Below are 19,997 nucleotides of genomic sequence, written 5' to 3' on the forward strand. Positions count from 1 at the left end.
AACAATATGTAGTTGATAATTTCTTATTATCGTGTGAAATATATCTTTCTTTATTGTATTTCTTATTTTTAGGGATGTTTATGAAAAAATTACTTACGGTTACCATTGCGTCTTTACTTGCTTCATCTGCTGTGTTTGCGGGTGATACTTACTTAATTAAACATGTTGAGAAAGCCCCTGTTATTGATGCAAATGACAGCGACAGCGCGTGGGGTGAAGCCGATACACTGACTCAGTTTACCTTCCCTTGGGATACCAAGTTGGCGCCAGCAACAGAGTTTAAGGCCGTGTGGGATGATGAAGCGGTTTATTTCCGTTACCGCGTGGATGATAAGCATGTCACCATTGGCGAGGGTGAACGTGGAGCCTTGGATTCTGACCGTGTTGAAATATTTTTAGCGAAAAGTCATGATCTAGAAAAATATTACACAATGGAAATTGACGCTGAAGATCAAATATATAGCGCTGTGGGCACTTTCGACACCAAGATTAATAAAAGAACCTCTTTGGTGGAATATAAATGGGAAGGCCTTAAAACTCGATCAAAAATAACGGAATATGGTTATTTGGTTGAAGGTTCTATTCCAATGAACACATTAACAAATATGCAACTGTGGCAGAATAAAGACAAAACAGAGCTTATTTGTGCTTTAATGCGTGCGGAGTTTACTAAAACAGAAAGCGGTATCGATATGGGTTGGATTGCGTGGAATGATCCTAGGCTTCCAAAACCTGCGTTTCATAATCCAAAACCTTTTGGTACATGCAAACTTGTTAAATAAAATAAAAAGCGCCATTGATTGGCGCTTTTTTATTGAAGACTATATTTATGCGCGGATGCATCGCAAACTCTATGTTGCGATGCATTCATCGTCTTAACGCTGATAACGCAATAGCCCTAATAGACCCAGTCCAAACACCAGTAATGGTGATGTCGAGCCACCACTGCCACCTGAAGATGATGGAGATGTTGGTTCTTCGGGTACTTCTGGCTCTACTGGTTGCGCTGGAATCGATGGTTCCAGAGGGATCAGTGGCAAGCTCGTTGTTGTGAGCGTTACTTCTTGTGGCATGGCAAAGTCGCTACTTAATGTCACCATGGTTTCATTGTCTGATGCCACGACTTGCGCTTCACCAGCCGAGAGCTGCCATTTCCCTTTGATGGTATAAGTAATACTGACTGGTGCAGGACCGGTGGTTAAGTCAGGGAGTAATTGATTATCCACGTCTTTTTGATAGTTAAGCTCCAGAGACGATCCTGATAACATCATTTTTTGTTGTAGGGCATCAACACGAAGCAGCGTCTGAGATGGCTTGTCTACATGAGTGATGTAGCCTTGATCAAAGGTAGACTCAGCAAAATTGGTGTAACCGAAGAGATTGGATGACGTATCCTTCACCACTTGACGCAGTTCATCACTTTGCAAGGTTACAAAACGTGGTTGCGCTTTAAATGCTCTCGCCAGTTGCGTCATCTCTTGTGGTGTGGCTTCCATCACCATGATGTATTCGTATTGCTTATTATTCGGAGCAACGCCATGGTCAATCCAAGCACTAGAGAAGTTGCCAGAGGTAACGGCTTTAGTTTTGATATGCTTTGACGTTTGCCCACCACGGTATACCTTCACCGGATCGGTGTTCACGAGGTAGTAACCGACATGGTTGTCGTCAATGATCCAATCACCTGACTGTAAGGTAGTGTTTAATGTACTGCCCGTATAAGAAACACCATTAATATTTACCCCTTTTCCTGAACGTATGGCCAACTGAAAGAGGGTCGTCTCAGTGCGATGGCTGCCATCCAGATTACGGATATTATTACCCGTTAAATAGATAAATTTTTCTGAGCCTAGCGCATGTTTGTTCATCTCAAAGCTTGGCTCGAAACGATCTAAATCTTGTGGCGCTTTATGCTTAAAACTAAATAGTGTGTACTGATTTTCTAACGACGTCGCCCCCGATAAGCCGGCATCAGAGCGTACCATCAGCGTAGAAGAGCGAGGGCTTTCAAGCTCGTCGATGGGTAAGTGGATAGTGGTTGTACCCGGATTACGGTTCCAGTCCCATCCCTCTTGTTTATAGCCATGGGTGACAGGGTCACCGTGAGGGAGTACATGCACCGAGCCGTGTGACTGGTAACGACCATAACGGTTATCGTTGGTATAGATTTCTGAAGACCAAACGTCTTGGTTATACCCTTTGAAAATCGCCATGCGATCGCCTACCCGGTGAACAGCAAAGGCACCACCGTTAAAGGTCCAACTGCCCTCAGGCAAGGTCGCTGGGGTAATGGATTCTCCAAAAATAGCCACACTTTGAGCTGCACTTTGCTGAGTTATCGTGAGATAAATACTCGCCAGCTCTTTGTCTAGCGTAGGGTAGCTAAGAGCGATATTTTTCATGCTTTCAGCAAAACTGCTGTTGACGGATAAATCAGTAAATGGGTGACGACCTGCTATACCCAAAGGAACCGTCGGGTTGGTGTAGATCCATGCTGATATCATGGCCTTTTTTATCGTGTCCAGAGCGCCAGTTTGGAAGCCAAACTCATCCCCTTTCATCAGATAAGCAAGATCTCCGATGCTCGTTAAGGCAGGGAATGCATAACCTGGATAGTGCCCTTTATGTCGCCATGCGGTGCCGTCCGGTCGAAAACCATCGTTGTAGCCCGGAGGATTGCGATCAATGGTTGCAGAGAGGAAATCGGCGTACTTATGCAGCAGTGCGACTTTTTCTCTCTCATCTGGATTAAGTAATATCATTGCCAGATTTTGCTGTGACAGGGTATTGAAAAAGTCCATATCCGTGCTGCTTGGGGTCACGTTCATTTCAAAACCACGGTCACGGAATTCACGAGAAAACCACAGTAACGCTTTATAGGTTTTATCGAGCAGACCGGCTTGACGCAGAGGCTCTTCCATCAGCAATGCCGAAAGGTACCACCAACGGCCACTGTAACCCCAGTGGTGGGTAGTCCCTAGCGCACTGCCATCGACAAAGCCTTGGTCGAACATGTGTTCTGTCATGAGGGTATACATTTCAGCAATGCGATCTTTGTTCGCAAGAGGGTTGTGATACGCCTTGCCCAGATTAAGCATTAACTGAGCATATCCGGTGATTTTTGAGTTGTATTTATCGCCTTCACCCAGAAGGGCGTACTCATTGTAGTCCGCTTTATCTTGCGCAGAGAGGTGGTTCGGTTGGTACGGCGTTTGCTGCGGATCAGTAATAAGGTGGCGGCCAGTTATGGTGCCATCTGCTCGTTTGATAATATTAAAGCTATTGAATTTGCTTTCTAAACTAGAAATGTTAGCACTGCCCGTACCGAGATTTTGCATCAATCTGGTTTTGATTTGTTCGATGGCCGCGAGCTCTGCACTCGTCGGTGCGGGTAAGTTCATCGGCAAGTCGAAATTAATCTCTTCGACTGGATAACGTGTGGTGATTTGATCATCACTCCATTGGTAACGGCTGTCATCAATAGATACCATAATGCGGTCAATATATAACTTACCAGAACCAGAGTTCGGTGCGCTTAGCATGATTTGGCCAAACTTAGCCGGGACTGATGACGCAAAGTCATTATTAAGTGATAGTGTCACGTTTCGCCACCCGGTGAAGTTTAAATTGATGGTGGTGGTACGTGGGTAAGCGCCTTCAGGATTGGCTAATGTCAGCGTGGCCGGGGATGCGCTTGGCGTTTCGTTATACAGCCAAAAGGAAATGATCTGTGTGGCTGAACTGCCGTAGAGTGCACGCGCTTCGGTATCGGTATAACGGGTGAATGTTTTACTGATCACCAATTTTTCGCCCGCGTTCCACTGCCACAAGAGCGATTGATCACCCAATATCGCGCGCTTAGAGCTGAGGCTAAGAGTGATTTCATTGCTGTTAATCCACGTTGGTACACTGCTTTCTTCAAAGCTGAGGATTGTTGGGGTAAGGGAAGCAAAAGCGCTTGGCGCCATTAAAGCACTGCCAAGTAACAGTGCGACTTTATTTAAAGGAAGGAGAGCGGTTCTTTTCATTGAAGTATCCAAGTGAGAATCATGTCTCAAGTTATTCAAATCATTTGTTAGGGTTGTATTTCAAATTCGGTGGCGGCGCCAAATAGACTCGAAATGGTCACTATGGTCGTGTTATCGCGGTATTGATGGCGAATCGCCTGATCCATTTGCCACTTACCACGCAACGTCAGTTCTATGATGACCGGTTTGTTTGGTGCCTCGGTTGGCCCATACGCCCACTCTTTGACGAGGTTTAAATCCATCGCGGACACACTGAGTTTGACGTTTCCGTTTGCTAACGTCTGAGTCAATACTTGAGCGGGCTGACTGACGTCTTGCAGCACGCCGTGAGTAAAGTGCGCAGCACTAAAGGCACTGTATCCATATAAGTCATTCACTCTGACAAGGTGGTGGTTATCACTGGTTTCTAGAATTTCGCCCGGTTTTTCGGATGCATCACGAGCGGCGTTTTGATAACGCTGCGCGAGCTGCTGCATTTCTTCGGCTGTGGCATTCATCACCACCAAATATTCATAGTGGGCGTTCGTCGGGTTTACCCCGTGATCGATCCAAGCGGTCACGAACTCGCCTTGAGTCGCTTTTTTGGTTTTGTTATGGCGTGATTGTTGTACGCTTCGGGTAACCCGAACTGGGTCCACATCAATCAGAAAGTAACCCACGTTATTGCTATCAATTAACCAGTCGTGATTGGTCAATGTGATGTTTAAGTTCGCATCAGAATGGAGAGAGCCATTAATATTGATGCTGGTCGCGCTGCCTTTGGTGGCGAGTTGGAATAAGGTGGTTTCCGTTGTTTCGTCACGGTCACTAAGCGAATTGCTAATCTGATTTCCCGTCATGTAAAGCATGTTTTCTGTCGCCAGTACGTGCTTATTGGCGCGGAATGTGGGGTCAAAGTGTGGGTATTTGCGCTCAACGTGTTTGTGACTAAAGATGGTATGCTTCTGGTCTAACGAGGTAGCGGCGCTTTTTCCCTCTTTCGAATACATCATCAGGGAATCACGAGTAAAACTTTCGAGTTTATCTAAATCGACTTTAATTCCGGTTGCGCCAGGGTTGCGCGCCCAGTCCCAGCCATTTTCTTGATAGCCGTGTTGTTTCAGCTCGCCATACGGCATCACATGCACGCTGCCATTGCTTTGATAACGGCCGTAACGATTATCGCGGGTATAAATTTCAGAGCTCCATACCACATCGTTATACCCTTTCATAAAGGCCATTTGCGTGCCGTGTCGATGTACGGCAAACGCACCACCATTAAACGACCAGCTTCCCTCCGGCAGGGTGGCTGGAGAGATGGTTTTTCCAAAATGTTTGACACTGTCTTTTGAAGATAATCCCCTGATTTGCAGATAAATCGAAGCTAACTCTTCATCAAATTGTGGGTAGCTTTTGGCTAATAACTTCATGCCTTGCGCGTAACGTTTAACGCTTAAATCATCGAAAGGGTGGCGCCCGGCAATGCCCATGGGTACCACAGGGTTAGAATAAATCCAGCCAGCAATCATGGCTTTTTTAAGCTTATCCAATCCCGGTTTTTGAACCGCAAACTCGGTACCGTGAAGGGCATAAATGACCTGTGCGATATGATCAAATCCGTGAAACGCATAATTCGGGTAATGCCCCATATGACGATAAGCGGTACCATCATCACGCAATCCATCAAAAGACGATGGTGGCGTTTGCGCCAGAGCTTGAGTGATAAAACGGCCAAACTTACTCACCAATGCAACACGCTCGTTTTCATCGGGATTGAGCAAAATGAGTGCTAAATGCTGGCGAGATAGCGTATTGAAATAGTCTAAATTGGAGCTCTGTGGTTTTATCTCCATATCGAAGCTGGCTTTAAACTCACGCGCATGCCAAAGCAAAGCGTCGTAGACTTCTGGCAGTAAGTCGTTCTGCTCAAGCACATCTTGCATCAGCAACGCGGAAGAATACCAACCTCGTGATGAGTAGCCCCAGTGGTGGGTGCTGACAAGACTGCTGCCTTTAGCAAAACCTTGATCGAGCAAATGCCTGGTCATAAGGAGATACATGTCAGACAATGCCGCGCGTTCTGCGGCATCTTTGGTTTTCACATAGCGACTGGTAATATCGAGCATGAGATCGGAGTAACCAAGGTGCTTGATGATCCCGAATTGGTCTTTTTTTCCTAAAATGGCGTATTCTTTAAAGTCTTCTAAATCTTCAGGCAATAGATAGCGTGAGTTATAAATGACTTGCTGCTTATCGGTAAGAATGTGCCGACCACGAATTACTCCCTCCACTTCTCGTATTTGGAAGTCATCAAATTTAGCTCGCAAAGCAGGAAGTCTGATGTTGCTGTCTGCCAGTAATGTGATGGTTTTTTGTTTGACCACATTCAGCGCTTGTTTTTGTTGCTCAGTCGCTTCAGGTAAAGAAGTGGGTAATCCAAAGTCGATCTCTGGGAAATGGCCTGCCATTCTGTTTTTGACATGATAATCCGACCACTGATAACGCCCATCATCAATAGAAAACATCACTCGGTCGATAAATAGCTCACCAGAGTCATGAGTTGGTGCCACAAACTGAACGGTATCGAGCTCTTTAGTGACGGGCTGCTCAAAGTCACTGTCCAAAGATAACCCAAAGGCGCGCCATCCTTTAAAATTGAGGTTAATCGCTTTTTCACTTGGATCATTGCCTTGCTTTGAAAGTAACAAGGTCATCGACTGATCTAACGGTACTTCGTTGTAAACCCAAAACGAAATGACTTGAGTTGCTTTCTTACCAAACGCTTTTTTCGCTTGCTTGTTATCGTAGCGCTGGATGCGTTTTTTGATCGTAAGGATATCGCCAGCTCGCCATTTCCAAAGTAACGATTGCTCGCCTAAAATCGCACGTTTTTTACTTATTTCACCATGGCTAACAAACGTTGGCCGCGTTTGTTCTTCAAAGCTGATAATGGTGGATTGCAACGGTGAAGTACTCGCGTATGCGAAATAAGCGGATGGTACACTAGCAATAATAAGTGCTGACCTTAGCAATGAGCCTGACATGAATTAAAACTAACTCTGCTTACATTTGCTTTTCATATTGCTACAAATGCTTTCGAATAAAAACAAAAAACTTTTGTTTTGTTTCGCTTTGTGATCTAGAACATTGGTCGTTGCTTCTGTTTCACGTATATTCCCCTGTTAAAGAACCGCTTCCGTGGAGGCCACAATGTCTAAAGGCAAACCCACACACTTTCACATGATGGCTAAGCCCGTCAGTTACCGTTGTAACCTTAAATGTGACTACTGTTTTTACTTAGAAAAAGAAGACACCATTCACACGCCGAACTCGGGCAATCAAGATCTGATGAGTGACAGTGTCCTTAAACGCTACGTGCGCGATTACATTGAATCTCAGGATGCAGATGTGATTGATTTTGCTTGGCAAGGCGGAGAACCGACCTTGGCGGGACTGGACTTTTTTAAAAAAGTGGTTCAGTTTCAAAAGCAGTTTGCTAACGGCAAAACCATTCACAATAGCTTTCAAACCAACGCAATTGCCATTAACCGCCAATGGGCAGAATTCTTTGCTGAAAACCGTTTTTTGATTGGTGTTTCGGTCGATGGCACAGCCGATATTCACGATAAATACCGTGTATCGGTCAATGGTAAACCGACTTTCCAGCGTGTTAAGCAAGCGATCGATTTGCTTAAAGAGTACAACGTCGAATTTAACACCTTAACTGTCATCAATGATGAAAACTGGGACAAAGGGAAAGAGGTGTACCATGCACTGAAAGACCTCGGCTCTCAGTTCCTACAGTTTATTCCTATCGTCGAAATTCGCCCAGAATGCAACAAAGGCGTGCAATCCTACTCACCGGTTGAAAATGCTGAATTGGCGCCTTTCTCTGTACCGGCCGAAGGCTACGGCAAGTTCATGATCGACGTCTTTAACGAGTGGGTACTCAACGATGTAGGCAAGGTATACGTGCGTATGTTCGACAGCATTCTAGCCTGCTGGATGGGACATTCTGCTTCGGTCTGTGTCCAGGCCAAAAACTGTGGCCAGGCGATGATCATCGAAGCCAATGGCGATATGTACTCCTGTGACCACTATGTTTACGACGACAATCGCCTCGGAAACATGATGCAGACGAACATCAAACAACTGGCTTTAAGTAAGCAACAACGTAACTTTGGTCTTGATAAATCCAGAACACTAACGAGTCAATGCCTTAACTGTAACGTTCAAGAGTTGTGCTACGGCGGTTGCCCAAAACATCGCATCAATGTCATTGAAGGTGAGCATCATCGTCAGAACTATTTATGCCCATCTTACAAAGCGATTTTCACACATACAGCGCCTGCAATGCATCACATGTCTGAAGCTATCCGTCGTGGTGGCCTGGCTGCTGATGTTATGCCGATGATGGCGCAATTTTACAACCGTTAAGAGGTTAATCATGTCATTTAAAAAGAGCGTGCTTGCAGGGATGGTTGGGGCCGCGTGTATTGCTGCGCCAATGCACTCCCTTGCCGCAGACGAGCAACCTAACGTACTCGTCATTGTTATGGACGATTTGGGGAAACAGCAGCTGGATTTTGCGATGGGCGAAATCGAAAAAGAGGTGCTGAAGAAGCGTTTTGTCTCTGACCGTTATAAGGTCGATTTTGATAAAGCTTATGACGCGGCAAAACGCGCCATGCCTAACGTGACTCAACTGGCGAAAGAAGGGGTGAGCATGACCAATGCTTACGTTGCGACGCCGGTGTGTGGCCCATCACGCGCAGGGATTTTAACCGGACGCTTCCCTCACAGCTTCGGCATCTACAGTAATGATGACGCGCACCATGGTGTGCCGCTTGATGTCACTATGCTTCCTGAGCTGTTCCAGGAAAATGGTTATGCCACCGCAAATATTGGTAAATATCACAATGCCAAGATCACCAAAACCAAGGTGCCTGAGAACCAAAGAACGCGTGACTACCACGATAATGAAATCTCAAAACCTGAAAAAGGGTTTTTCCCGAATGACCGCGGCTTTGATTACTCATACTCATACTTTGCCTCTGGTGCTGCCGTTTACAACTCACCAGCCGTTTTCCGTAACTATGAGAATATCACCGCTTGGGGTTTCCTCACGCATAATCTGACCAATGAAGCGCTGAACTTCATTGACAAAGCTGAGAAAGAAGATAAACCGTTCTTTATCAATCTGGCTTACTCCGTACCGCACATTCCACTGGAACAGCCTGCTCCGAATAAATACATGAGTAAGTTCGATACTGGTAACGTGGAAGTCGATAAATACTATGCGCACATCAATGCATCTGATGAAGGCATTGGCCAGATTATCGATAAGCTAAAAGAAACAGGTGAGTACGAAAATACACTCATTTTCTTCTTGTCGGATAATGGCGCCGTGGGTGAATCTCCGATGCCTCGTAACGGCATGAACAAGGCATACAAAGGTCAGCGCTACCGTGGTGGTGTTAACGTACCATTCATTGTGCACTGGAAAGGCGTGTTACCAGAGCGCAGCGCCAACGATACCTTAGTATCGGCGATGGATATTCTGCCAACGGCATTGAGTGCAGCCGGAATTGATATTCCGAGTGAGTTGAAAGTCGATGGCGTTGATATTCTTCCAACCATGAAAGGGGCGCGCAATAAGCCACATCAATATCTGTACTGGGCGGGTCCGCGTGCATTCCACTATGATGCAGAGAAAAACGACGCGTTCTGGTCCCAGTACTGGGACTGGATCACTTATAAACAACCTAACGTAGAGCCAAGCCCTTACGTTGAACGTAAATCTCGCGGTGAGTGGGCAATTAAAGATCAAGAGTGGTCTTTGCATTTTTACGACGATGGTAATCATGTGTATGAGCTGTATAACTACTCAAAAGACATTTCAGAGTCGAACAACTTAGCCAAACAGTACCCTGAAAAAGTCACAGAGATGAAAGCCGCGTTTTATGAGTGGATCAAAACCAAACCTGCACCTATGGGCTGGGGCCAGGACCGCTACCAAATTCTGACTGAGTCAGCGAAGTAGTGACCAAGTCTTCATTCATTAATGAAGCCTTTGATTCAAACAGTAACAGATAAAAAAAGGCTCCTTCAGGAGCCTTTTTTATGTAGGTATCCGATGAAAAAAGTCATTAAAGCCACAGAAAGACCGACCATACCCTATGAGCATCCAGATTTGGCACTTTATTGGCGCACGTTTTGCCAACACATCAGCAAACTGCTGCGCGGAAAAAATGCACTGAGTAAAAATGATGCCGTAATCCAACAGATATTCAGTAATTCCTCGTTGAGCCTTAAATCTAAGTGTGAGCATTTTGCTGACTATATAGCTGAGGCTTTTGCTTACTACAGTGTCGATAATTTTACTCACGCTTATTATCCTGGCATGCCGAGCCAGCAGGGTGCGCGTATGGATGCGATGGAAGGGTGTAGCCGCGTTTTGCCAACGCTGGCCTTCTGGGCTGCGCGAGATCCAATTGAAGATAGTGATCCGTTTTACGCGCGCAAGATCGATGCGATTAATTGGTTAAAACACGCCTTTATTGCCGGCACTAACCCAACACATAAAGGTTACTGGGGCGCACTCCAGGATTATGACCAACGTACGTGCGAAAGTGCCGATCTGGCACTCGCGTTATGGGCAAGCAAAGAGAGCGCATGGGATACGTTTACTCAGAGCGAAAAAGATCAAATCATCGCCTGGTTTGAACAGGTCAATCATGTTCAAGTGGTCGACAATAACTGGCATTTATTCCCTGTTACCGTTCAGTTGGTCATTCAATCGCTTACCGGTAGAGAGTGCGTTGATATGTGGCGTTATGAACGGGTGAAAGAGTTCAACGTCGGTGAAGGGTGGTTCCGAGACGGCGCCAAAGGCAACTACGATTTTTATAACGCGTGGGGGTTTCATTACTCGCTGTATTGGATCGATCAGATTAATCCAGAGTTCGACCGTGACTACATTCGACGCAATCTGTGTGAGTTCTCCAGCAAGTTCCGTTACTTATTCACACCGCAAGGCTTACCGTTTTTTGGGCGAAGTGCGTGTTATCGCCTGGCCGCCGCGGCGCCACTTATTGCAAACCTTGATGTACAGGACGCGATGGATACACCACTCCATTCCGGTGAGGTGAAACGCGCGTTGCAAACCAACTTCGAATACTTTATCGCCAATGGGGCGCTTAAGCATGGTGTGCCTACACAAGGGCTGTTTGCTAGCGATGCACGGCTCACGGATAACTACAGCGGGCCAGCGAGCAGTTTGTGGTCGTTGCGCGCTCTCAATATCGCGCTGTATTGTGGTGATCGATGTGGATTATGGCAGGCAGAGAGTGCGCCACTCGCAGTAGAAAAAGAAGATTTTTCCTTTCGTATTCCTTCTATTTATGCTTTTGTCACTGGTTGTCAGGAAACGAAAGAGGTCGTGGTGATTTTTGAGCAGGAGTACACTCAAGATCAAACGCCGATGAGCCGACGCTTAGAGACCCAAAGCGTCCTCGATAAAGGCAAAGAAATTCTGCTGGGAAGAGCATTCAGACCCAAAAATAACCTTTTGAGAAAAGGCGTTACGTGCTATAGCTCGAAAATGTCAAATTTTTTCTAGTCCCGCCAAACTGTGATCTTGATCAGCTAACTTTCGGCGGCTTTCGATTATTATAACGAAAGTTGTCGAAAGAATTGGAGGGTCTATCATGTTTTTAGTTTCAACTCAGGATATGCTACGTAAAGCACAAGAAGGCGGTTACGCGGTTCCTGCATTTAACATTCACAATCTTGAAACCGTACAAGTCGTACTGGAGACCGCAGCTGAAATGCGTTCACCTGTTATTTTAGCGGGTACTCCTGGTACTTACGCTTACGCCGGTACCGATTACCTGGTGAATATTTGTAAAGCAGCAGCACGTCGCTATCACATGCCGATTGCGCTTCATCTTGACCATCACGAGTCAATGAAAGATATCCGCAATAAAGTTGAAGCCGGCATCAAATCTGTAATGATTGATGGCTCGCACTTCAAGTTTGAAGAGAACATTGAGCTGGTTAAAAAAGTCGTTCAGTTCTGTCACGTATGGGATTGTACGGTTGAAGCCGAGCTCGGCCGTCTTGGTGGTATCGAAGACGATCTTGTTGTTGATGCTAAAGACGCAATGTATACAGACCCTGATGCGGCTGCAGAATTCATTCAGCGCACTGGTATTGACTCTCTGGCGGTGGCCATTGGTACTGCTCATGGGATGTACAAAGAAGAGCCACGTCTGGACTTTGATCGTTTAGGAAAAATCCGAGCAAAAACTGACATACCACTGGTATTGCATGGTGCATCTGGCGTGTCGGATGAAGACGTCACCCGCAGTATCGAACTGGGTATCTGTAAAGTTAACGTTGCGACAGAGCTAAAAATCGCGTACGCCAACGCACTAAAACAGTACTTCCTTGACAACCCGGATGCGAATGACCCTCGCCATTACAACGTCGCTTCTAAAGCCGCCATGCGTGACGTCATCATCTCGAAGATCAACGTTTGCCGCAGCGCAGATAAACTATAACTACCCGTTTTAGCACGACCCCTCACCCTCAGAGTATTTTGTGCTTTACCGATTGTGACTATTACTAGCTAATAGCAAAAGGGGGTCACAATCGGTTTTTTCAATTTTGGGACACAACCTAAATGACGACATTTTCATATAAGAAAATTGCCATTCTTGGTGAATGTATGATTGAGCTTTCTGGCCAACCGTTCTCTACCCAAGAGCAACGTTTTGGCGGAGACACACTCAATACCGCTTTGTATCTATCACGTCTGGCACCGGAGGTTCATCCGGCCTACATCACGGTGCTTGGCGTTGATAATTACAGCAAGCATATGAAAACAGCATGGGAAGACGAGGGAATTGACTGCTCATTAGTCATGACCAACCAAGATAAGCTTCCAGCATTGTATGCGATTGAACTTGCAGCTGACGGTGAGCGCTCTTTCCAATATTGGCGGAATGATTCGGCAGCACGCTACTTATGCCAGAACGAACGCTACTCTTGCGTTATGAACTCACTTGCCACGTTTGATCTGGTTTACCTGTCGGGTATCTCACTGGCGATCTTGCCAGAAGAAGACAAACAAACACTGCTCGATTCTCTGCACGTACTTAAAGCGCAAGGGGTGAAAATTGCCGTGGATTCCAACTACCGTCCTCGCTTATGGGCAGGGAAGGAGCATGCCATCCAATGGCTAGAAAAACTCTATCGTTTGGCGGACATCGCATTGGTCACCTGTGACGACGAAGCGTTGTTACTTGGTGAAAACATCAGCCCTGAAGCACTCACCACCCGTTTACGTAATTTTGGCGTGAGCGAAGTGATTGTGAAGCTGGGCAAAGACGGAGCGATGTTTAGCGATTCTGAACACAATGTGGCTGTGGCAACAGGCAACGTGGTGACTAATGTCGTCGACACGACTGCGGCAGGGGACTCATTCAACGCTGGATTCCTTGCGGCCTGGGCCACCGGCCGCACACTCAAAGAATGCTGCCATTGGGGTAATAAGCTGGCTGCAGAAGTGATTCAGCATAAAGGCGCTATTATTCCAGCGGAAAACACTCGTTATATCAACTCAATGATGAATTTATAATTATGAATACTAAAGAAATAAACATCAAACTGCGTCAACTTCGAGTGATGCCAGTTATCCAAATTGAAGATGCCAAAGACGCCCCATCACTAGCAAAAGTTCTAGTAGAAAACGGACTATCTGCTGCAGAAATTACCTTCCGTAGCGATGCAGCTGCTGAGTCTATCCGCCTAATGCGTGAAGCATATCCTGAAATGATTATCTGTGCAGGTACTGTTCTCAATGCAGGACAAGCAAAACTTGCAATGGACTCGGGGGCGGACTTTGTGGTTTCTCCAGGATTTAACCCAAATACAGTTCGTTACTGTTTAAAGAACAATATCCATATCATCGCTGGCGTTAACTCACCGTCCCAGGTTGAGCAAGCGCTCGAAATGGGTCTGAATACGCTAAAATTCTTTCCTGCAGAAGCGTCTGGCGGTGTTGCCATGCTTCGTTCGCTCACAGGTCCATACAAAGGTCTTGAGCTAATGCCAACAGGTGGCGTGAATATCATCAACCTAAGCAACTACTTAAGAATTCCTGAAGTAGTATGTTGTGGTGGTACTTGGATTGCACCAGTTGATCGAATCACAGACAACGATTGGAATACAATCGCTGAGAATGTGCAAAACACGGTAAAAACCATTAAAAAAATCGGAGTTTAATAAAGATGGAACACCATAAGACTACAGCTCCACGTGTAGCTTTATTACTTTCGGATGGCTTTGAAGATGCAGAGGCGGTAATTTTTATCGATATCCTAAGACGTTTAAACATTCACGTTGACGTTTTATCTTGTATGGAAACTAGGGAACTAGCAACGTACTTCAATACTCGTATCACTGCAGATGATACGCTAGCGAACTGCTTCGATGATAACTACGATGCGATCGCGATGGTTGGCGGACCCAAAAACACTGACAATATGACGGTTAACGAGATGGCAATTTCATTCATCAAGCGTCATATCGAGTTAGACAAATGGATTTGTGCACTTTGCTCAGCGCCAGCAAAAGTCTTGTCTAAGCATGGGCTACTAGAAGGCCGTGAGTACTCAACGGGTGACAACTTGATCAGCGCATTCCCAGACGGTAAATACGTAGATAAAAAAATTGTTGTTGCTGACAAATTCATTACCGGCAAAGGTCTTGGCGTTGCGTTTGAATTTACATTTACCGTTGCAGAAAAATTGCTACCAGATAGCGTAGATAAAGTAGATAACCAAGCAAACCATATCTATTTTGAATATTGGAAAAATAAAAAACCTCAGTAAGAAGCATAAGTTAAGGAGTGTTCATAGACTGAACATTAAACCATGAAAGATTCCATCTATCATTCATTTCGGCTTTGCCTAATATCAAAAATGCTTACTTTTTTCGTATCCACCTAAAGTAAAGTCAATCGCTTAAGTTAAATGTTTTAAACGAACTCAATAGTTTTGTTTAGTAGCACTCTTTAAGCGCTACCATAAATTTAGTGTTGGATAGATGAAGTGATACGGTGGTACTATAAGGTTCTAGTCTAGGCCCACTTTTAGATGGCTCACACAAAACCACCTTCTTTAGAAGGTGGTAATTTACTTAATGTCCTCTGTGTTGACTCGTGCATGTTATTAGATATATAGCTAGAGTCACATTCAAGTTTATCGTCTATTTCTTACCAGGCTTTGTGGTTGATTTGTTAAAATATGGATGCAGCTACATATAGAAATTATTTTCCGATTTTAAACATCGAAACTGATAGAATTAACTTTTGCGGTAGGAATAGCTGCTACTCACTTCAGTAAACTGATGATAAACTCAAATCACTAGGTAAAAATGCAAGAAAGTTTAGCTTTATGAGTAATATCTTCCTGGTTGGATTCGATCTGGAAAAATATTTTTCATATTAACTCAGTTAATAAGGAAAAAATAGCATTGCAAGGGAAATACCATCGTGAATCTTAGTTTAGAGCAATTGCCAACAGCAGTTATTGCTTTCTAACCGAGATACCGCAGCTATTTTTAGAATTTATTTCGCCGAAGATGCCGACACGTTCGTAACAATTGCAAAAACTTGCTGCCTTTGAGGCACTCGCAGAGAGGCATGTAATTTTTGATGACGAGTCACGTTTAACCTCCTGATAGTAGTGAGAGATAGTTTAACCCGATATTGCTATCAGAAACCGACTTGGGTAGCCACCATTGGATGACCCAATTAATCATTGTGCAACTAAAGTCACATGACTTATTGGATAATTAGGTGCGGAATGACGGCTAGATCACTCTATCTAAATTCTGGAATTAGCTGCGGAGTAACGGCTGCAAACCTCTCGTCGAGATTAAAATGCACTTGTATCGAACAAAATATAACCACAAAAGATCAATAGGCACTAGCAAACGTTTTCCTTTATTTTCACTAACACAACATGAATGTTTCGTAAGGTTTCGCAAGGCTTCGTTTTGTGTGTGAAGTCACGAAGGGATAATTAAAAATAAGATAGGATAATATAGTATTCAGATGATTATGAATCTGCGTGAGATAAGTGTGTTTGAATTCAACAAGATGCGTATTTTTTTATTTAATAGATTCATGAGGAAATCAAATGTTTCATTTGAACCAGTATAGTTTTGCTAAACGGCTAGGAGCCGGGTTCGCTATTATCATACTATTGTCGTTAGTGATTTATGGAGAAGGTCTTCGCTCTCGAACGGTGACGAAGAGCCAAGTCAGTCAGTTGATTGAAGCGCATGTTGGCGTACGTGAAGTGTTTGGTTTACAAGTATTAGAAAATAGCTACCTTAATACACGAGACCCTGTTTATGCTCAACGTTTCAAAAAGTGGCATAAGGTTAACTTAGAGAACTTTATTGCTAATAAGCATATTTTCACTCATCCGGATAACCGTGAGTTAGTTGAGGCATTTGAATTGGCTAGTGTCGCTTATGGGCAGGAGTTTGATGCCTTCAACCAACAGATGAATATGGTTCAAAGCATCAATAAGCAGCTTGAAAAAGTAGAAGAAAAGTGGGCAAGTGAGTTTTTATCTGACAACGCACAATTAAGATTAATACAACTAAGTAAAGCAAGAATGCAGGTTGAACTGCAGTTAGAACCGTCATTGATTGAAGCGTGGCAGCACCAGCTTGAAGAGTGGAATCGCAATATCATGGTGACGGACAACGAATTTGCTGAATATCAAAATGAGTTAAATCAAGTTGCTCTGTATGTTTCTAACCTTGTTCATACTCGTGAAGTAATGAACACATATGCAGTACAAGTGCGTGATAGCGCCAAAACGTTAGCAAGTAACATTGAAACCCAAATGGAGGAATCGGAGCACTTTAGCTCGATAGTCAGTATTGTGGTTTGCCTGCTTTCCGTTATTGCGAGCTTCATTATTGGTTTGGTGATTACGCGTTCTGTGGTTAATCCGGTTAATGAGACTATTCGTATTGTAAAGCGCTTGGCTGCGGGTGAATTACACCATCACTTGCCAACAAAAGGTAAAGATGAAATGGCCAGCCTTGCGATTGCGATCAACGATATGACGAGATCGCTACGTGCTATGGTGGGAGACATCTGTCATAACCTTGGTGCACTTAACACTATCGCGGCAGACGTGTTCGTGATGGCAACGGAAAATAATAACGGCTCGAAACTACAGTTATCAGAAGCTGAACTCGTTGCGACGGCGATGACTCAATTGACGGCAACAATGAATGAGATTACAGGCAGTGTTTCTGAAGTTGCAGAAAGTGCAGGCAGAAGTCAGCAGCTCATCAATCGTTGTAATGAAGTGACCGACGACGCGATTAAGGGCTTTACCACACTAGATAGCAATATTATGGGCGCATCCACTGTCGTTGAGCAGCTAGCGAAAGGGACGGAAAACATCAGCTCCGTGCTTGAAGTCATCAATAGCATTTCCGAGCAAACCAACTTATTGGCACTGAATGCCGCTATTGAAGCGGCACGTGCTGGTGAGCAGGGGCGTGGTTTTGCGGTGGTGGCAGATGAAGTACGCTTGCTTGCACAACGAACACAAAGCTCGACTCAGGAAATTAAAACCATCATCACCTCATTGCGTGAAGATGCCTCACAAGCGGTTGAAGTCATGGAACAAAGCCGCAATGCGATGTCTGCCTCTCATCAACAAGTGAATGACATTGGTTCACACCTGCATAATGTTCAAGATTTAGTCAGCAATGTTGCTGATCAGGCGATTAACTTATCGTCGGCATCGGTTGAGCAAAACGTGACTGCTGAGTCATTTAACGAAAGCATGCAAGTCATTGTCGATATTACCCGACGTTACTCCGAGCGAGCTGAACAGCTAGAAAAAACCGCAGAGCAGTTAGCAGCCTGTAAGGATGACATCAATGAGCATGTATCTCAGTTTCATATGTCTTAATTTTGCTATATCCAAATAGATCACTCATGCCCGGTTTTTATGCAATTGCATGATTTCAAGGCTGTTTGGGTTTTTAGTTTTTTCTATTGACATTTGAATCAATAGTGGGAGATGGCATGCTTTGCGCGTCTGTATACCGAGCATTTGAGGTTGTTGGGTATATCGTTTTGTTAACGTAGAATTTAAACCAAGGAGTTCAAGTGAAAATTTCACGCCGTAATTTTCTTAAATCTACTGGATCGCTAGGGGCGAGTTTAAGCTTGAGCCCGTTAGTTCATGCTCAAATTCAAAAGCCGAATGTACTGTTTATCGCTATCGACGACCTAAACGACTGGATTGGTGGGTTACGTGGTCACGTACAGGCAAAAACACCGAACATTGACCGTTTGATGCAAAAAAGCCATAATTTTGTCAATGCGCACTGTGCGGTCCCCGTTTGTGGCCCGTCACGCAACGCGATTTTGTCTGGCATGGCGCCGACGACAACAGGTTGGTACACCAACCGAGAACTTGGTCTGAAAAACTTTCCAGCGATCGCTGAAGAAGTGATGGGCAATATCCCCACCTTACCACAGCATTTTAAGCAGAATGGTTACTACACTATGGCGTGTGGTAAAATTTTCCATCATGGTACTTCTGACTATCGTGCAGAAAAGCAGTGGCACGTTGAGCAAGATAAATACGAAATCAAAAACCAGGAATACCTCGATCGCGGTTTTGGCTATGGCCGTTACGGCGTCAATGATCACAAATACTATCCATTCCCTAAAGATGGTGGTCAAATCGTCACGACATTTGGTCCAGATGCGAAAGGGAAATCCCTTTGCTGGGGCGAACTTGAGCGTAAAGATATCCCAATGGGCGGCTTGATGCCGGACGAATATTTCGCACATTGGGCGGCCGAGCAACTGCACAAAGATTACGATCAGCCTTTCTTTTTAGCAGCGGGTTTTATTCGACCGCATGTGCCTTTCACTGCGCCGAAAGAGTATTTTGATATGTTCCCGCTTGAGTCTATTCAGATGCCGGACATTATCGAAGACGAAATGAAAGATATCCCACTTTACGGTAAAGCCATGACGATGGGCGCAATTGAAGGCGGGGACCACGCAGCAGTAGAAAAAGTGAGTCCGACGTTCTGGAGAGAGCTGGTGCGCGCTAACCTGGCTTGCATTGCCTTCGTGGATGCGCAAATTGGTAAAGTCTTAGATGCGCTTGAGTCAAGTAAATATAACGACAATACCGTGGTGATGCTTTGGTCTGATCATGGGCAAAATTTTGGTGAACACCGAAACTGGCGTAAAAATACGTTATGGGAAGAGTCTACTCATGTTCCCTTAGTAATTAAAATGCCGAAACAGACACAAGGTGTGGAATATACAGAAGCGGTAAGCTTACTTGATGTTTACCCGACCATTACATCATTATGCGGTCTGCCAGAAGTGCCTTCCAACGAAGGGTTAAGCCTGACCCCTTTCATTAATAACCCTAACTTTAAACGAAATAAGCCAGCGGTGACGACTTGGGGATATAAAAACCATGCCGTGCGTGATGAACGCTACCGTTACATTCAATATCGCGATGGTTCTGAAGAGCTGTATGATCACAACGTCGATCCAAATGAGCATACCAACCTAGCAAATCAGTCAGAATACAAAGGTGTGATTGAAAAACTCAAAGTATGGATCCCAACAAAGAATCGGTTACCTTATGGTATGGAAGACTTTAAGCAAGGTGATCACTTAGAAAAACACTTACGCGAGTGGGAACAAAATGATGTTCCAGACTTCTTAAGCTAATTTATAGTTAACCTCAAGATGCCGACGCAAGTTCGGCATCTTTTTTATGGTTACGTATGGGTATAAACCTCTCTTTAGTTTTGCTGCGTTGGGTATGAGTCTGAGTGCGTTATCCTGCAAAACTCAGAATGTGACATCTGTCCCTTCTTGACCTCACGGCACATGATCATTTG

Annotated in this window: 12 protein-coding genes; 10 read left to right on the forward strand and 2 right to left on the reverse strand. The window is 44.8% G+C overall.

Going from position 1 to position 19,997, the window contains the following annotated elements; all coding sequences use genetic code 11:
* Positions 1-80: 80 nt before the first annotated feature.
* Positions 81-782 (forward strand): carbohydrate-binding family 9-like protein, encoded by a 702-nt coding sequence (locus tag EWA64_RS00505; RefSeq protein WP_061894776.1) that lies wholly within the window; start codon positions 81-83, stop codon positions 780-782.
* A 93-nt stretch (positions 783-875) separates the two neighbouring features.
* Here the strand turns inward: EWA64_RS00505 and EWA64_RS00510 are convergent, their stop codons facing one another.
* Together EWA64_RS00510 and EWA64_RS00515 are read right to left on the reverse strand one after the other, a co-directional pair.
* Positions 876-4,028: a chondroitinase family polysaccharide lyase gene (locus EWA64_RS00510; RefSeq protein ID WP_061894775.1), complete on the reverse strand. Its 3,153-nt coding sequence runs from the start codon at positions 4,026-4,028 to the stop codon at positions 876-878.
* Between the two features lie 47 nt (positions 4,029-4,075).
* Complete coding sequence (locus EWA64_RS00515) at positions 4,076-6,970, reverse strand: chondroitinase family polysaccharide lyase (RefSeq protein WP_170320340.1); 2,895 nt, start codon at positions 6,968-6,970, stop codon at positions 4,076-4,078.
* Between the two features lie 247 nt (positions 6,971-7,217).
* Here EWA64_RS00515 and EWA64_RS00520 point away from each other — a divergent pair, with 247 nt between their 5' ends.
* From EWA64_RS00520 to EWA64_RS00560, 9 genes are all read left to right on the forward strand, one after another.
* Complete coding sequence (locus EWA64_RS00520) at positions 7,218-8,444, forward strand: anaerobic sulfatase maturase (RefSeq protein ID WP_061894773.1); 1,227 nt, start codon at positions 7,218-7,220, stop codon at positions 8,442-8,444.
* A 10-nt stretch (positions 8,445-8,454) separates the two neighbouring features.
* Complete coding sequence (locus EWA64_RS00525) at positions 8,455-10,050, forward strand: sulfatase family protein (protein ID WP_061894772.1); 1,596 nt, start codon at positions 8,455-8,457, stop codon at positions 10,048-10,050.
* A 93-nt stretch (positions 10,051-10,143) separates the two neighbouring features.
* On the forward strand, positions 10,144-11,628 hold the full coding sequence (locus EWA64_RS00530; RefSeq protein WP_061894771.1) for a DUF2264 domain-containing protein: 1,485 nt from the start codon (positions 10,144-10,146) through the stop codon (positions 11,626-11,628).
* Positions 11,629-11,716: 88 nt separating this feature from the next.
* Positions 11,717-12,571, forward strand: coding sequence for a tagatose bisphosphate family class II aldolase (locus EWA64_RS00535; protein ID WP_061894770.1), 855 nt, complete (start codon positions 11,717-11,719; stop codon positions 12,569-12,571).
* 122 nt (positions 12,572-12,693) lie between these two features.
* A complete protein-coding gene (locus EWA64_RS00540) occupies positions 12,694-13,650 on the forward strand; it encodes a sugar kinase (RefSeq protein WP_061894769.1) in 957 nt (318 codons plus the stop codon).
* Between the two features lie 2 nt (positions 13,651-13,652).
* A complete protein-coding gene (locus EWA64_RS00545; RefSeq protein ID WP_061894768.1) occupies positions 13,653-14,297 on the forward strand; it encodes a bifunctional 4-hydroxy-2-oxoglutarate aldolase/2-dehydro-3-deoxy-phosphogluconate aldolase in 645 nt (214 codons plus the stop codon).
* A 5-nt stretch (positions 14,298-14,302) separates the two neighbouring features.
* Entirely contained in the window at positions 14,303-14,905 is a 603-nt protein-coding gene (locus EWA64_RS00550; RefSeq protein ID WP_061894767.1) for a DJ-1/PfpI family protein, read from the forward strand.
* A gap of 1,311 nt (positions 14,906-16,216) precedes the next feature.
* The gene (locus tag EWA64_RS00555; protein ID WP_061894766.1) at positions 16,217-18,025 is read left to right on the forward strand and encodes a methyl-accepting chemotaxis protein; all 1,809 of its coding nucleotides are present in this window, start codon (positions 16,217-16,219) and stop codon (positions 18,023-18,025) included.
* A 200-nt stretch (positions 18,026-18,225) separates the two neighbouring features.
* A complete protein-coding gene (locus tag EWA64_RS00560) occupies positions 18,226-19,824 on the forward strand; it encodes a sulfatase-like hydrolase/transferase (protein ID WP_061894765.1) in 1,599 nt (532 codons plus the stop codon).
* Positions 19,825-19,997: the final 173 nt, after the last annotated feature.

Source organism: Vibrio cidicii (assembly GCF_009665415.1).
Lineage (GTDB): Bacteria > Pseudomonadota > Gammaproteobacteria > Enterobacterales > Vibrionaceae > Vibrio > Vibrio cidicii.

Excerpts from the sequence above, each read along its gene's own strand:
- EWA64_RS00510 (WP_061894775.1), bottom strand. The coding sequence starts at position 4,028 with ATGAAAAGAACCGCTCTCCTTCCTTTAAATAAAGTCGCACTGTTACTT.
- EWA64_RS00545 (WP_061894768.1), top strand. The coding sequence starts at position 13,653 with ATGAATACTAAAGAAATAAACATCAAACTGCGTCAACTTCGAGTGATG.
- EWA64_RS00525 (WP_061894772.1), top strand. The coding sequence starts at position 8,455 with ATGTCATTTAAAAAGAGCGTGCTTGCAGGGATGGTTGGGGCCGCGTGT.
- EWA64_RS00535 (WP_061894770.1), top strand. The coding sequence starts at position 11,717 with ATGTTTTTAGTTTCAACTCAGGATATGCTACGTAAAGCACAAGAAGGC.
- EWA64_RS00550 (WP_061894767.1), top strand. The coding sequence starts at position 14,303 with ATGGAACACCATAAGACTACAGCTCCACGTGTAGCTTTATTACTTTCG.
- EWA64_RS00530 (WP_061894771.1), top strand. The coding sequence starts at position 10,144 with ATGAAAAAAGTCATTAAAGCCACAGAAAGACCGACCATACCCTATGAG.
- EWA64_RS00555 (WP_061894766.1), top strand. The coding sequence starts at position 16,217 with ATGTTTCATTTGAACCAGTATAGTTTTGCTAAACGGCTAGGAGCCGGG.
- EWA64_RS00505 (WP_061894776.1), top strand. The coding sequence starts at position 81 with ATGAAAAAATTACTTACGGTTACCATTGCGTCTTTACTTGCTTCATCT.
- EWA64_RS00540 (WP_061894769.1), top strand. The coding sequence starts at position 12,694 with ATGACGACATTTTCATATAAGAAAATTGCCATTCTTGGTGAATGTATG.
- EWA64_RS00520 (WP_061894773.1), top strand. The coding sequence starts at position 7,218 with ATGTCTAAAGGCAAACCCACACACTTTCACATGATGGCTAAGCCCGTC.